The sequence below is a fragment of the Caldithrix abyssi DSM 13497 genome, from assembly GCF_001886815.1.
GTDB lineage: Bacteria > Calditrichota > Calditrichia > Calditrichales > Calditrichaceae > Caldithrix > Caldithrix abyssi.
Map to the genome: position 1 here is coordinate 221,119 of NZ_CP018099.1, position 15,033 is coordinate 236,151.

Genomic DNA, 15,033 nt, shown 5'->3' on the forward strand with positions numbered 1-15,033 from the left:
GGGATTGATCTTCCAGAGGAAGTATCCTAATAAACTCTTACACTCTTAAACTCTATAAGCCTCGCCGGAGCGGGATCAAAATGACAAATGACATATTTTAGAGCAAACTCGAACATTAAAATTTTCTATTTCGTCCCTTTTCATCTAAATTGTAATCAAACCTTAAACTAAAAAGAATCAACCAACGGAAGAAAAATGTTCTCAAAAAATCCATTTTTGCGCCTGCCCAAATCCTTGTGGCGCGTGGTTAAAATAAATCAGGATGGGGCATTAAGCGTAAAAGAAGTTTCTACGGCGCCCCGGATTGAAGAGATTGTTGCCTTTAATGATTGGCGTCCCCTCCAGAAAAAGGTGGAAGAGCTTTCCACGGCGTTCATTGATGTTTTATGGATCGAAGGCGCCCCGCCGACAGAGCTGACGGCAGACACGTTGATTAAAATCATGAATTCCGACAGTAAGATTCTGTTCAATGAAGAGGCAAAGCCCATGCTGGAATCGTTGGTGCAGGGCAGCGGATTCAAATTTTTAAAAAGGATAAAAACGCGTAACAATACAGCCTATCTTGTTTTTAAAAAAGACATCATCCCCTGTTGTGGAAGCTGAAAGAAGGCGGGAAGCCGATTCGTTTAGCCGGTTTTCCGCCCTCATTATCTTTGCAGCAAACTCAATGCTTTTCTATTGGCGACGGAAAAATATTGGATGTCCCCCAAAGTTTTAATCAAACTTCTTACAATCGATTGATATTTAGAGGAATAGTTTAGCTAAAGGCTTGAAAGCAACTCACCCCCTTAATCCCCGCCCTTGCTCCGTGAGCTTGCTCTGTGAGTCTTTTTGCAAAGAGAGGGGGACAAGAGCATCCCTAACGTGTAAGTAAGTGTGAAGGTAGGGGGTGAGTTGTAAAAATGATCTTAGAAAAAATATGGTAATCTTAAAAATTTCAGGAGACATTCCAAGGAAAAAATATTGTTGAAGGTTTGCCGTTTTTTTACTATATTTATAAGTTCTAAAGAACACAAAGTCGGCCAGATGGGTTGCATGTAACTTTTTGCAGATCGTATCATCAAAAGGCATTGAAGTTTTAAAGTTGTAAACACAGGAGGACTCAATGCCAGCTACAGCGCAACCCAAAGTAGTTATCTTTACGACGCCGACATGCAGTTTTTGTAATGCGGCCAAGCGTTACTTTAGAGAAAAAAAAATTAAATTTAAAGACATAGACGTCTCGAGGGATCAGCGTGCCGCCAGAGATATGGTGCGTATTACGGGTCAATCGGGCGTTCCGGTAATTTTGATTAATAATCGTCCGATTGTAGGATTTGACAAACCAAAAATTAACAGGTTATTGGGAATAAAGTAAAGGAGGGTGCTGTGAAGATTAAACCATTAGATGATCGGGTTCTTATTGAGTTGATTGAAGAGGAAGAGGAAAAGGTAGGTACCATTATCATTCCTGATACGGCCAAAGAAAAACCCCGCATGGGTACAGTAGTTGCCGTTGGCACCGACGAAGACCTGCAGGAAAAGATTAAAGAAGGCGACAAAATTATCTTCTCCAAATACTCCGGCGACGAGGTCAAAGTTGGTGACAAAGAATATTTGATCATTCAACGCAGTGATATTTTGGCGAAAGTCGAGTAAATTGCAAAAGCCCTCTCGCAAATCGAGAGGGCTTTTTATTATTCTACAGTTACGCTTTTCGCCAGATTGCGCGGCTGATCCACATCGCAGCCACGCAGTACCGCAATATGGTAAGCCAGCAGCTGCAAGGGAATAACGCTCAACAACGGCGTTAATGCCTTGCAGGTGTATGGAATATAAATAACATGATCCGCATGCTTTTCAATTTGTTCGTCGCCCTCATTGGCCACACAAATAACGCGCCCCTTGCGCGCCTTCACCTCCTGAATATTGCTGATTACTTTATCATAAATAGCATCCTGAGTGGCAATAAACACCACAGGCATGTTTTCATCGATTAAGGCAATGGGCCCGTGCTTCATCTCTGCCGCCGGGTAGCCCTCGGCATGGATGTAAGAGATCTCTTTTAGCTTTAATGCCCCCTCCAACGCAACGGGAAAGTTGTAGCCGCGGCCCAGGTATAAAAAGTTACGCTGCGAATAATAGGTTTCGGCCAGCTCTCTGATGTAATCATTTTGAGCGAGAATTTTTTCCACATTTGCAGGGATCTTTTGCAGGTCGTCGAGCATTTGCTTGCCCTGCACAACCGACATGTATTTTTTACGGGCAATCAGGATGGTTATCAAAACCAGCGCGGTAACCTGCGATGTAAAGGCCTTTGTACTGGCCACGCCGATTTCCGGTCCGGCGTGAATGTAAACGCCGGCGTGCGTTTCGCGGGCAATGGTGGAGCCCACCGCGTTAACAATACCCAGCACCAGCGCGCCTTTATGTTTGCCTTCACGTAAAGCGGCCAGGGTATCGGCCGTTTCGCCCGATTGCGAGATGGCAATGATGATATCATTTTCATTGATGATTGGATTTCGATAGCGGAACTCCGAAGCATACTCCACTTCTACGGGAATGCGGCAGAACTCTTCTAACAAGTATTCGCCGATCAAGCCGGCATGCCACGACGTGCCAGAAGCAACAATAATAATTCTGCCGGCATGCATCAACTTATCTTCCACTTCTGCCAGACCGCCCAGTTTTACCAGGCCTTCTTCACGCAAAATTCGACCGCGCATGGTGTCCATGATGGTTTTGGGTTGCTCAAAAATTTCTTTGAGCATGTAGTGTTCAAAACCCTGCTTTTCGATGTCGTCTAACTGAAGGGTAATTCGCTGCACCTGTTTTTCAACGACCTTATTCTGGATGGTCTTTGTAATGATGCCCTGACGCGTTAAAATGGCCATTTCGTCATCTTCCAGATAAAACACATTGCGCGTATGGGGAATCAGAGGCGTAACATCGGAAGCGACGAAATACTCGTCCTCGCCCACGCCAATCACGATGGGACTTCCCTTGCGCGCCACATAGATTTTATCCGGCTCGTCTTTATTGAGCACGGCAATGCCAAAGGTGCCTTCGATGCGTTGCAGCGCTTCGCGAAAGGCCTGTTCAAAATTGGTGCCGTCGTACAACTCCTCAATGAGGTGAGCGACAATTTCCGTGTCCGTATCCGACTTAAAAGAGTGGCCGGTTTTCTCCAACAATTGTTTAAGGACGGAGTAATTTTCGATAATCCCATTGTGGATCAAAACGATCTTCCCGCTGCAATCGGTGTGCGGATGCGCATTAATTTGATTGGGCTTTCCATGGGTTGCCCAGCGCGTGTGTCCAATGCCCACGGTGCCGGGCGGCGTTTTTTCTGCAATGGCCTCTTCCAGCTTGCGGATTTTACCAACCTCTTTTACGACAAACATATCGCCATTGCTCAGGGTGGCAATGCCCGCGGAATCATATCCGCGGTATTCCAAACGCTTTAACCCGTTAATTAAAATCAGGGCGGCTTCCCTATTCCCCAGATATCCGACAATCCCGCACATATATTCTCCTCAACGTTATTCCCATTCAATGGTTGCCGGCGGTTTTGAGCTAATATCGTACACCACTCGATTAACCCCCGCAACCTCATTAATTATTCGGTTAGATATTTTTGCCAGCGCCTCATAAGGCATCCGATACCAGTCGGCGGTCATCCCGTCGCTGCTGGTAACGGCGCGCAAGGCAATAACATGATCATACGTTCTTTGATCGCCCATCACACCAACTGTACGCACGGGCAGCAATACGGCAAAAGCCTGCCAGATGGCATTGTATATTTTAAAGGTGTTTAGTTCTTCAATATAAATGGCATCGGCCTTTTGTAATAACTCGACACGTTCTGGCGTAACTTCACCCAAAATTCGGACGGCCAGGCCGGGCCCCGGAAAGGGATGGCGTTCAATGATCAGATCGGGGATGCCAAGCTCCCGCCCCACCTGACGCACTTCGTCTTTAAACAGTTCGCGCAAAGGTTCCAAAAGCTCAAAGTCGAACGTATCCGGTAAACCGCCCACATTGTGATGAGATTTTATGGTAGCCGAAGGGCCTTTAAAAGAAACGCTTTCAATCACATCCGGATACAGCGTACCCTGCGCTAAAAAATGAAATTTGCCCAATTTTTTGGCTTCTTCTTCAAACACGCGGATAAATTCTTCGCCGATGATTTTCCTTTTTTCTTCCGGATCCACAACGCCCTTCAACCGATTCAAAAATCTTTCCCGGGCATCGACGACGGTTAGATTGATTTTAAAGTGTTTGCGAAAAACGGTTTCCACCTCTTCCGCTTCACGGTAGCGCAGCAGGCCGGTATCCACAAATACGCAGTGCAATTGATCGCCAATGGCTTTATGAATGAGCACGGCCGCCACACTGGAATCGACCCCGCCGCTCAAGCCGCATAAAACGCGTTTATTGCCCACTTTGTTTTTAATGGTTTCCAGGCTCTCTTTGATAAAAGACTGCGTGGTCCAGTCGCCGGCGCAACCGCAAACCTCAAACACAAAATTTTTTAGAATTTGCCGGCCGTAGCGTGTGTGCTGCACCTCCGGATGGAATTGCAAACCAAACAGGGGCTTGCTTTTATGGGCAATGGCCGCGTAAGGAGAGTTGTCTGTCTGGCCAATTACTTCAAAAGCGCGCCCTAACTTCAACACTTTATCTCCGTGACTCATCCAGACCGGACTTAAATCCGGAACATCTTTAAACAATGGGCTGCGGCCAAGCAGTTTTAGCTCGGCCAAACCGTATTCTTTTTTTTCTGCGCCAGAAACTTCGCCGCCGGCCAGATAGGTAATCAATTGTAAACCGTAACAAATGCCCAGAACAGGCAGCCCCAATTCCAACAATTGGCTTTCAATTTTTGGCGCATCCTTTTCGTAAACCGAAGAAGGCCCTCCTGAAAATATCAAACCTTTAATATTTTTATCTTTCAAAAAAGTTTTATCAACGTTGTAGGGATGAATTTCGCAGTAAACGCCGAACTCGCGAATGCGGCGTGCAATAAGCTGGGTGTATTGGGAGCCAAAGTCAAAGATGATGATGGTTTCGTGCGGAAAGTTTGCTGTTAGTCCATTTTGATGTTCCATTTCTTAAGTTCCTCTAAAAAAGAATAATTGGTTAAATCATACTGAATTGGCGTGATCGAAACCTTGTTTTGCATCACAACCAGGTCATCCACATCATTTCCGTTGTCCAGAATCATCCGTTTGCCGGTTAGCCAGTAATACACGCGATTATTGGGGTCTATTCGTTTATCGAAGGCTTCTTCGTAGCGTCCTTTACCCTGACGTGTGATTACGATCTCTTCTATCTCTTCTTCGGGCACCGCAGGCACATTTACGTTTAGCACCGTACGCTCCGGAAGCCCGCGCTCCAGCACCATGCCGGCCAGCTTTCTGGAAAACCTGGCGGCAAAGGAAAATTCCTGCCTGGTAAAGGAGGCAATGGAAACGGCAATTGCGGGAATGCCCATGATGGCCGCTTCGGCCGCGGCAGACACCGTTCCCGAATAAATCACATTGGTGGCGGTATTGGGTCCCTGATTAATGCCGCTGATGACCAGATCGGGCTTGCGCGGCAGAATACACTTACAGCCCAGTTTAACACAGTCGGCCGGCGTGCCGTTAACCGCGTAACCGAAAAAATCGTTATCGCGCTCAATTTCCGTTACGCGCAAAGGATCGGAAAGGGTGATGGCGTGACCGACAGCGCTCTTTTCAACCAGCGGAGCAACCACATAAAGATCGCCCGCCCCTTCCAGCGCCTTTTTCAGGCTGTAAATTCCGGGAGCGTAAATACCATCATCGTTGGTAACTAAGATTAACGGTTTTTTCATGTTGTTTAATTAATGTGGATTTTGATGCGCGAAAAAATCAAGGATCCTCGCAATTCTCTGTTTTAATTGATGGCGGTGTACGATCAAATCCAGAAAACCATGCTCCATAACGAACTCGGAACGCTGAAACCCCGGCGGCAGGTCCTGGCCGATGGTTTGCTTGATGACGCGCGGTCCGGCAAAACCTATTAAGGCTCCCGGCTCGGCCAGAATAATATCGCCTAACATGGCATAACTGGCGGTCGTACCGCCTGTGGTCGGATTGGTTAAAATGGAAATATAGGGAATCTTGTTTTCGGCCAGGAGCGCTAATTTGGCGCTGGTTTTAGCCATTTGCATCAAACTAAAAATGCCTTCGTGCATACGCGCTCCGCCGGAAGAGGAGAGTATTAGTAGCGGTTGTTTTAATTCCAGCGACCGGTCAATGGCCCGCGCCACTTTCTCTCCTACAACCGAGCCCATGCTGCCGCCTAAAAATTTAAAATCCATGATGGCCGCCACCACATCGTGCTGTTCCAGCTTCCCTGTGCCCGTTACAACGGCTTCGTTCATGCCGGTCTTTTTAACAGTGGCCCTGTACTTTTCGATATAAGGTTTTGAGTCGGTAAATTGTAAAGGATCGTCGCTCATAAGATGCGCGTTAAATTCCTCAAACGTGCCCTCATTAAACAAAATGGCGATGTAATCTTTGCTCCCGATGCGAAAATGGTAATCGCACTTGGGGCACACGTACAGTTTCTTTTCCAGCTCTTTTTTGTAAATGATTTCGCCGCAATTATCGCATTTAACCCACAAGCCGTCCGGCAATTCTTTTTTTGCTCCGGGCGTTAAGGTCTGTTTTTTTCTTTTAAACCAATCCATAGTCAAAACCTCAATTGTAAGTTTTGTTGAATTAAATAATGTGCGTTAAATGTACATTATTATTTATTATTTCTCAAATCTTTAACCATCACCAGCGCGTCTTCTCCGTCCCGATAGTATTTTTTACGTATTTGCATGGTGCGAAAACCAAACGATTGGTAGAGCCTGATGGCCGCTTCGTTTGTTCGACGCACTTCCAGAAAAGCAAAACGCGCATCGCCAAACTCTTTTAGAACGTAACGCATGAATTGTTTTCCCAGCCCCCGCTGACGAAATTCTGGATGAATGGCGAAGTTGGCAATGTGCATCTCGTCGGCATAACGCCAGATCACCGCATAGCCGACAATCTGTCCGTTTATTTCCATTACCAGCGGAAAGGAATAATCATTGCTCACAATTTCGCTGACAAAACTCTCTTCGCTCCAGGCGTCGATAAATATCTGGCGTTCCAATTCGACAATGGTGGCCAGGTCCTGAATCCTCATTTCACGAATCTTCAGATTCATTGCACTCCGGCAAAAGGTCTGATGTACAGAGGCTCAATTTTTTTCAGATCGTCGGCGCCGTATTTTTTGAACTTGGCGTGGCCCAAATTGGCGATCAAGCGCGCCAGATATTCGCCTTTGTAATGAACGGTTACGCCCTTTAATTTAAGCTTTTGTAAAATTTCGGCGTCCAGCTCGTGGAAAAACGGTTTTACCAGCACGGCGCCAGATTGCAAAACTTCGGGCAATCTTTGACGCAAAACGATATCGTGCTCCACGATTTCCGGATAGCCTTCCGGCGAAAATTCCAGCTTTGCCAGATACACCTCTTCGCGCCGGGCGTCAATCATGGTGTACAACTGTTCGCGCGGTCGCCGTACCTGTTTGGCCAGCACCTGATGGTTAGAGATGCCTACAATGGGCAGTCGGTTGGCAAAACAAAATCCCTGCGCAAAGCTCAGACCGATGCGCAACCCGGTAAAAGAACCCGGCCCCACCGAAACCGCAACCAGTTCAATCTTTTTCTCAAAACCCAAATTTTCTGAAATCGTCTGTTCAACAAAGCGCAGCGCATTTTCCACCACCGAAGCCAATAAAGTGGCGTGCTGCATGGGCAGCTCCAGGTTAGATTCCAGAATGGTTTGTTTTTTTTCGGCATCCCAGAGGGCAACGCTACAAACAATATCCGACGTTTCAATAGCTAAAATCATTGTTAATCCCGATCCAATCTGTTTACTTCCGTTAATTCAAATACGCGATGCTCGCCTTCGAACCGAATGCAAATTTTGTAAAAACGCTGTAAGTGATTTTCTATTAACTGCGGCCATTCGATAAACGTAATGGCCCCCTGACTTAGCATCTCTTCCCAGCCCAGTTGATCCAGTTCGCTTTCATTGTGTAGGCGGTAAAAATCAAAATGATTCACCGGCTGCGGCCCCTGGTAGTGGTGTATGATGGGAAACGACGGGCTGGAGGCCGAATCTACGGTATTAATCAACCGACAAAAGGCTTTCACTAAAAACGTCTTACCACTGCCCAGATCGCCTTCCAGCAAAACGACGTCATTGGGCTTTAAAATTTGCGTTAAATAGCGGGCCACTTCTATGGTATCCTGTTCGCTTTTGGCTACAAATCGCTTCAATCCTGTTCCTCTTTTTTTAATGAAAAAGTTCTATCAAATTAACGGTAAACGGCCAAAAAAACAAGATTTTCAATTTTTAAAAAGGTTGTAGTAACATGTTTGATAATTCTGTTTGACATACTTCTTGTAATAGATGTATCCCGCGCATGGCGGAATGCGAAAAGCTACGCATTACTCAAATGTGCTTATATTTTCATGGCCTACTTTGCGCGTTTTGTGGCTGTGCTTCTCTTGGTTCCTTTTTCTGTAAAAATCTTTGTAAAAAAAGCATCGATTTTTATTTTTTTTCTTTATTTTGAAAATGTTTTTTCTTATCTTATTTCATCCTGTTAAATCAAACTATCTCTTGCATTCTTTTATTTGAAAGGAGGAAAATATGTCGCGTGGAACAGTCAACAAAGTTATTTTAGTAGGTCGGGTCGGTCGAGACGCCGAGCTACGGTACACGCCCAGCGGCGCTTCGGTAGCCAGTTTTTCTCTGGCAACCAATTTCCGTTCAAAAGATGCAGATGGAAACTGGCAGGAAAACACCGAATGGCACAACATCAGCGCCTTTGGCACGCTGGCCGATTTTGCCGGTCAATACATCAAAAAGGGTCGATTGCTGTACGTGGAAGGTCGTTTGCAAACACGCTCCTGGGAAGATCAAAACAATGTAAAACATTATCGTACCGAAATTATTGCCAACTCCATTCAATTGTTAGGCCCCAAACCGGAAGAAAGCGCCGAACCCATTGTTAATGACACCGCTTCTCAGGCTGCCGCTCCCAACAACACCGTTGAAGAGCCGCCTGTTGACAGCGCGCCTAAGGATGAAGAAGATTTGCCGTTCTAAATAAAACGTCCTCCTTTCTGCGGAGAAGTACAAGGCATAGGAGGTGCCTTTTTTTGAAATACTTTCCGCAAAATATCTGTACCGCCAAAATGGTTGAATGGTGGTAATAGTTTAAGAGTGTAAGAGTATAAGAGTGTAAGGGCGGCGGGCTGCCCTAACAAATTCAACTTTATGGGTTAATGGTCAGCAGGGAAATCTCCATTAACGTTGGAAATAAGCTGCCATGCTAAACTTCCCCCTCTGCCAGACTTTTAGTCTGGGAGAGCAGCCTAAAAGCAACAATTTGAGATATGGCGGGAAGACCTTCATATCCCCACAATAAAGGCATACAATAGTATGACCTTCGATAATAAGAGGGCAAAAAAGGCTTCCCGTCATATTTTATTTACCTTAGTTCTGATTAAGTAAGATAAGAGCTGTTAAAATACAGACTCTCGAATATCAGGGTAGAACAAGGTAAAATATCTCAAAAAATAGATGAAAAAGTTATCCACAATAATTAACATATTAAAAAGAAAGGAGTTAGGTGTGTAGAAAATGAGTTATCCACATATCCACACCCTCTACAATTATTAAAATATTTGACTATAATAAATCAGGGGGGAGGGCAATTATGGTGAACAAAAAACTATTTTCAATTTAAAACATTCTTTGCCCATTTTGTAACCTCTCTGGTTGCATTAATCTCTACGGAAATGTTTTTGGTGGTAGCTTCGCTGCCTTGGTTGAAAGAAAGATGCCATACCTTACAAAGATCGCCTGCCGGACGTGATGCAATAATAGATATCTAATAGATTTTGCGTTTTGGTTTATTGCCGCTCTCTTTTTCAAGGTCTTTAATGCGCGTTTCAAAAATTTGCAACAATTTATGCAGCAGGCGCACATCACGTTGTTCGGCCATGGAGCGGCCGATTAAGCGCCGGAAACGTGTTACAAAGTTATCGATGCCGTCGCGCGGCACAAATTGCACCAGGTCAATGGCCTGCGCCAGATGCTCGTAAAACTTTTCCAGTTCATACTGTGAGGCCAGTTCATACTCGTAATGCAGGTCTGTTTTTTGTACTTGCTGGAAAAAGGTGTAAGCGTAAATCATCACCGCCTGGGAAAGATTTAATGCCGGATTTTGTGTTGCCGTTGGAATGGTGGAATGCAGCTGGCATTTTAAAATTTCTTCGTTGGTTAAACCGCTACTTTCCCGGCCAAAAACAATGGCTACAGGATGCTGCATGGCGGCCGTCAACAAGCGTTCCGCAATCTGTTCCGGAGAGAAAAAGGGGAATTTAAAATGCCGTTTGCGCATGGTGGTTGCCACCGTCAACCGCATGTCCTTAATGGATTGTTCAAAGTCCGGAAAGATGGCCGCATTGTGTACAATATCTAGGGAGCGATGGGCCATCATTTTGACCTCGTCGTTGTTTAAATCGCATGGATTAACCAGAATCAACTTTTCGAAGCCCATGGTTTTAAGAGCGCGAGCCACAGAGCCTACATTGCCCGGCGACTCCGGCTCAACCAGAATAAAATGCAGGTTTTGGCGAATGATTTTAAACTTTTCGTTCAAAGGAATGCGCAAGGTCATCTTTTACTCCAGTTCAAAATCTATTTTTTGCGTGACTTTTATCTCCGTGGGCGAAACGTCGGCCAAATATGGCAGGATTTCCACGCCCTTTTGGTAAACTTCGCGCAGCAGGCGGCCGTATTGCGGATCGATGTGATCGGCCGGTTTAAAAATGCTGCCATCGTTCCGTTGAAGCAGAAAAAGCATGACGGCGCGGTGGCCGTTTTTGACCATTTCCGCCAGTTCGTTTAAATGTTTTTGGCCGCGCGTGGTAACGGCATCCGGAAAGTAATAGTATCCGTCCTCTTCCACCAGGGTCACGTTCTTGATTTCCACAAAACATTGCTGGCCGTCTTTAGCCAGCCACAAATCGACGCGACTGTTCTGTCCGTATTTAACTTCCGTACGCCATTCCGTGTAGCCCTGCAGCTCCTTAATGACGCCTTCCTTTACGCCCTCCACGGCGACTTTGTTAGCTAAAATGGTGTTAATGCCAATCCAGCACCTGCCGTTGTGCACCATCTCCCAGGTGTATTTGAGTTTGCGCTTAGGATTGTTTGATTCGCTAAGACGTACCTCCCAGCCTGGCCGATCGCAGGTTTTCATGCTGCCCGAATTGGGGCAATGCGCGGTGACCACCGTTCCGTCTTTGAGTTCGATATCGGCCAGAAATCGTTTGTAACGGCGTAGCAATTTCCCGGCAATCAGCGGTTGTTCGAATTTCATGTTTCGTTCTCGCATTAATTTAAAGTGTGGAATTTAAGGATTTTGCGGCAATTAGCCAAAATAAGAGATGAGTAACGACCAATTAAAAGCGGATTGCTTTACGCCTTTCATTTTGTAGATATTAAAAATGACTTTTAATCCAGGTGGCAATATCTTCAATGACCTGTTTGTCAACATGCCCCGGCTTTTCATATTCCTGCGGCGTTGCCATGCCTTCGCCAGACATGAACAAATGGTTCAACTGGTAGTAATATTTAAAGGTTGCCTTTGGATTGTGTTTGAGGTGTTTTTTCCACAAATCAAAGTCCCGTTTGGTTACCTGGTAATCCCTTCCACCCTGCAAAACCAGAATGGGCTTGCGTAATCGTTCAATCATTTTTAACGGATCGTACTGCATCAGGTCTAACCAGTAGGCCGGCGGCGCGCCGAGAATCAATTGCGTGGGGTCTGCTTTTTTCAAAAAGTTTTCATTGCGGATTAGAGCGATCAGCGAATCCAGTTCCTGCAATTTAACTTGTTCCTCCGCTGTAATTTGTCCGTCAAGATTAAAGATGTAACGGTACTGCTCTTGCAAAAGATCCGGCAACGGTCGGGCCGAGCCTGCCATGATGATCAAGCCTGCGAGCCGCGGATAATAACGCGCAATGCGCGGAATGGCGTAGCCCCCCAGACTGTGACCGAGCACAATGATCTTTTCCGGATCGATTTCGACGATGTCCCGTAAAAAGGAAACACCGGCAAGGGCGTCTTCCACGGTCTCTTCGATGAGCGTAAACTGGCCGTGCAGCGAATCTACAATGTTGGGATAGATGCGCGTACGTTTTTCGTAGCGCAGCACGGCGATTCCCCTTGTGGCCAGCCCCCAGGCCAGATCACGGAAAGGCTTGTTGGGGCCTATGGTTTCGTCGCGATCGTTAGGGCCAGAGCCATGCACCAGAACAACGGCCGGGAAAGGTCCCGGACCGTTGGGTAAACTTAAACTGGCCGGCAATTGCCAGGTGGTAGGGATTTTTAATGTGTCGATCTCCGTAAATGCATGTGTATCCACATAATCGGGCGGCTGCCAGCCCTGCGCCTGCTGATGGGGAACGAAAAACAGACCGCCAATTTTGTTTTGCTGATCGAAGACCACTTTGGCGTCCAGTTTGCCTTTCTCGAACTCGCAGGTGACGTAAACCACCCGATAAACCTGAACCGTTTCGGTGCGCACGCCGGAGCGCGCCTTAAAGTTGCCCATCTGCTGCTGCAGCGACTGCCACATGGCCCGCAGTTTTTCTGCCGGCAGGGCTTTGCTCATGTTGGCGTCCATGTAGCCGACCGCGCTATCGAATTGCGCCTGTTCCAGCAAATCAATAAATTGGGCGGCCAGGGCGATGGGCTTTTGCCATTCATCGCTCGGTTCGACTTTTTGAGCCTGTACGCCTGCGCCAACCATTAACCAGACGATTAAGGCGAAAATAAGTTTGTGCATCGTTCCTCCTTTCTGAATAAAGATGTAAAATTCTTCCGTAAAAAACAATATCTACTTTAAATATCGCCTTAGCTGATTTTTATTCAAAAAATGAAAAGACAGTTGTGTAAAAAGGAGGAAAAGTGGATTCACAAACCAAGTTCGCGAAACAAGGTCACAGAGGGAGCCAAATCGTAACAGGTAATGCATGATTCGTAATTTGTTTTCACCGGTCACGTTTTAGGATACTTCCTCTGAAATATCTAGCCCCGCCCGGGCGGGATTTGAAAATTTTTGTGCTGCTTTTAAAACTCATCCCCCGTCCATGGATTGGTTGAATAGGTGTTATGTTTAAAAGTCAGCATTACCTGAGGTGTGCAGATGTCGAGTTTTCCTTTTCTGGCTTTTAAAGAAGATATTTACTTTTTTGAACTTGTCAAGGGGCAGAAAAAAGCCGCTTAATCAAGGTAGCCCTTGACAAGTTCAAAAAAGTAAAAGTTAATTAATTAAAGCCAGAAAAGGAAAAAAAGCTGTAACGGTGGTCGTTTCAAAAAAAGGCATCCTTTCTTATTTTAAGTTGAAATTTTTTTTAACGTTAAATTAACCAAGAAAGGATGCCAAAATGAAGCAATCACAACAAAGTAATAAGTTAAGGTTTGACGGACAAGTTTTTTTTATTGGGATTGATGTCCATAAAAAAAGTTGGACAATCACAATTAGGTTAAACGGCATGCAGTTGAAAACCTTTACCATGGAGCCAAACGCCAAACAACTCCAAAAGTTTTTGAAAAAAAATTATCAGGGAGGACATTATTTCTCCGTTTATGAAGCCGGATTTAGTGGATATTGGCTTCACCACCAACTGACGGAATTAGGCATCAAAAACATAGTGGTCAGTCCTGGCGATGTACCTATTAGCAATAAAGAAAAAAGTTACAAAGATGATGCTATTGATTCGCGTAAGCTTGCAAGGGAATTAGAAAACAACTCACTCAAGGCAATTTTTGTGCCTACTCCTAAACAAAGCGCCACGCGCCAAATATCAAGACTGTACGCACTACAAAGTAATGAGAATAAGAAAATTAGACTCCGGATAAAATCATTTTTAAATTACCTGGGAATTGAGATTCCTTTTGAAGTTGGGAGTCGATGGTCTAATCGATTAATTAATTGGTTAGAAAAACTGGAATTAGAGAATGAAGGAGATCGTTATTACTTGGATCAGTTAATCAAAAACATGAAAGCCAAAAGAAAAGAGCTTTTAGCTACTTTAAAGTTAATCAAAAAAAATTATGCTGACCATCAAGTGATTAAACGATTACGTACTATTCCAGGTATTGGATTAATAACGGCCTTTACCTTTTATGCGGAAATAATGGACATTCATCGTTTTGATAATGAGAATAAGTTAGCTTCCTATGTGGGCTTAATTCCATCTCTTAAATCGTCAGGTAATAGAACTCGAGTTCGAGGGCTTAATCATCGTCAGAATAAACTTTTAAAATTCAGAATTATTGAATCAGCCTGGGTAGCTATAAAAAATGATCCGGCTTTAACCTCAAGTTACATGAGCTACATTAAAAGAATGCCAAAGCAGAAAGCGATCATCAAAATAGCCAGAAAACTATTAAACAGAATGCGTAGTGTCTGGATTAATCAAAAAGAATATCAAATAGGGAGAATGATATAGAAAAGTTTTAAAAAAAACCGATCTCGTTTCGCGCAGACCGCTTTGTTCAACCTGCAGTTGCAGAAAGTGTAAATTGCTTTTTATAGACTGCGGCTGCGCATTTATCACCAATAACAAACACCTTGTGGCTTTACATAACATGATAAAGACCACTAATAACAGTTTGATCGGATATTTTATTATTAAAGATAGGCTTCTGCAAAATTAACCTGTGTCTCTCATTCTAAGGAGCGAAGCGACGAAGAATCCATCGTTTCTATTTAACTTATGAGATTCTTCGCTTCGCTCAGAATGACAAATAAAGTAATTTTGCAGAAGTCTAATTAAAGAAAATTTGGAGTAAATTTTTTATGATGAAGAAAATAAGAAGGGATGCCTCTGTCCAAAATTGAAAAAAAATCGATTTTTATTTGACTTTTAACATAACAGTTGATTAGTTGAATGGTTG

General features: G+C 44.7%; 15 protein-coding genes. 5 read left to right on the forward strand and 10 right to left on the reverse strand.

Annotated features, from left to right (window positions below):
- Window positions 1-195: 195 nt before the first annotated feature.
- The 3 genes from Cabys_RS00890 to Cabys_RS00905 all read left to right on the forward strand — a co-directional run bounded on the left by Cabys_RS00890 (window position 196) and on the right by Cabys_RS00905 (window position 1,638).
- Window positions 196-603: a hypothetical protein gene (locus Cabys_RS00890; protein ID WP_006927391.1), complete on the forward strand. Its 408-nt coding sequence runs from the start codon at window positions 196-198 to the stop codon at window positions 601-603.
- A 502-nt stretch (window positions 604-1,105) separates the two neighbouring features.
- On the forward strand, window positions 1,106-1,357 hold the full coding sequence (locus Cabys_RS00900; protein WP_006927390.1) for a glutaredoxin family protein: 252 nt from the start codon (window positions 1,106-1,108) through the stop codon (window positions 1,355-1,357).
- Between the two features lie 11 nt (window positions 1,358-1,368).
- Window positions 1,369-1,638 carry a co-chaperone GroES gene (locus tag Cabys_RS00905; RefSeq protein ID WP_006927389.1) on the forward strand — a complete coding sequence of 90 codons (270 nt, stop codon included), beginning with the start codon at window positions 1,369-1,371 and terminating at the stop codon, window positions 1,636-1,638.
- Window positions 1,639-1,676: 38 nt separating this feature from the next.
- On the opposite strand, the gene glmS is transcribed toward Cabys_RS00905, so the two are convergent.
- The 7 genes from glmS to tsaE are packed head-to-tail and all read right to left on the reverse strand — an operon-like array spanning window position 1,677 to window position 8,326.
- Window positions 1,677-3,506 (reverse strand): glutamine--fructose-6-phosphate transaminase (isomerizing), encoded by a 1,830-nt coding sequence (gene glmS / locus Cabys_RS00910; RefSeq protein WP_006927388.1) that lies wholly within the window; start codon window positions 3,504-3,506, stop codon window positions 1,677-1,679.
- A gap of 15 nt (window positions 3,507-3,521) precedes the next feature.
- Window positions 3,522-5,090, reverse strand: a complete 1,569-nt coding sequence (guaA, locus tag Cabys_RS00915) for a glutamine-hydrolyzing GMP synthase (RefSeq protein WP_006927386.1) — start codon at window positions 5,088-5,090, stop codon at window positions 3,522-3,524.
- The gene (gene surE / locus Cabys_RS00920; RefSeq protein WP_006927385.1) at window positions 5,069-5,839 is read right to left on the reverse strand and encodes a 5'/3'-nucleotidase SurE; all 771 of its coding nucleotides are present in this window, start codon (window positions 5,837-5,839) and stop codon (window positions 5,069-5,071) included. Before surE ends, guaA begins: the two co-directional genes overlap by 22 nt.
- A 9-nt stretch (window positions 5,840-5,848) precedes the next feature.
- On the reverse strand, window positions 5,849-6,700 hold the full coding sequence (gene accD / locus Cabys_RS00925) for an acetyl-CoA carboxylase, carboxyltransferase subunit beta (RefSeq protein WP_006927383.1): 852 nt from the start codon (window positions 6,698-6,700) through the stop codon (window positions 5,849-5,851).
- A 59-nt stretch (window positions 6,701-6,759) separates the two neighbouring features.
- Window positions 6,760-7,206: a ribosomal protein S18-alanine N-acetyltransferase gene (gene rimI, locus Cabys_RS00930; RefSeq protein ID WP_006927382.1), complete on the reverse strand. Its 447-nt coding sequence runs from the start codon at window positions 7,204-7,206 to the stop codon at window positions 6,760-6,762.
- Entirely contained in the window at window positions 7,203-7,895 is a 693-nt protein-coding gene (tsaB, locus tag Cabys_RS00935) for a tRNA (adenosine(37)-N6)-threonylcarbamoyltransferase complex dimerization subunit type 1 TsaB (RefSeq protein WP_006927381.1), read from the reverse strand. The genes rimI and tsaB overlap by 4 nt, the downstream gene beginning before the upstream one ends.
- Window positions 7,896-7,897: 2 nt before the next feature.
- Window positions 7,898-8,326 carry a tRNA (adenosine(37)-N6)-threonylcarbamoyltransferase complex ATPase subunit type 1 TsaE gene (gene tsaE / locus Cabys_RS00940; protein WP_006927380.1) on the reverse strand — a complete coding sequence of 143 codons (429 nt, stop codon included), beginning with the start codon at window positions 8,324-8,326 and terminating at the stop codon, window positions 7,898-7,900.
- Window positions 8,327-8,702: 376 nt separating this feature from the next.
- Between tsaE and Cabys_RS00945 the strand changes: the two genes are divergently transcribed.
- Entirely contained in the window at window positions 8,703-9,161 is a 459-nt protein-coding gene (locus Cabys_RS00945; protein ID WP_006927379.1) for a single-stranded DNA-binding protein, read from the forward strand.
- 787 nt (window positions 9,162-9,948) lie between these two features.
- Here the strand turns inward: Cabys_RS00945 and Cabys_RS00950 are convergent.
- The 3 genes from Cabys_RS00950 to Cabys_RS00960 form a co-directional block, all read right to left on the reverse strand.
- A complete protein-coding gene (locus Cabys_RS00950) occupies window positions 9,949-10,740 on the reverse strand; it encodes an RNA methyltransferase (RefSeq protein WP_006927377.1) in 792 nt (263 codons plus the stop codon).
- A gap of 3 nt (window positions 10,741-10,743) precedes the next feature.
- A complete protein-coding gene (sfsA, locus tag Cabys_RS00955) occupies window positions 10,744-11,445 on the reverse strand; it encodes a DNA/RNA nuclease SfsA (protein WP_006927375.1) in 702 nt (233 codons plus the stop codon).
- 121 nt (window positions 11,446-11,566) lie between these two features.
- Window positions 11,567-12,916, reverse strand: a complete 1,350-nt coding sequence (locus Cabys_RS00960) for an alpha/beta hydrolase (protein WP_006927374.1) — start codon at window positions 12,914-12,916, stop codon at window positions 11,567-11,569.
- A gap of 601 nt (window positions 12,917-13,517) precedes the next feature.
- Here Cabys_RS00960 and Cabys_RS00965 point away from each other — a divergent pair.
- Entirely contained in the window at window positions 13,518-14,585 is a 1,068-nt protein-coding gene (locus Cabys_RS00965) for an IS110 family RNA-guided transposase (RefSeq protein ID WP_071961246.1), read from the forward strand.
- Window positions 14,586-15,033: the final 448 nt, after the last annotated feature.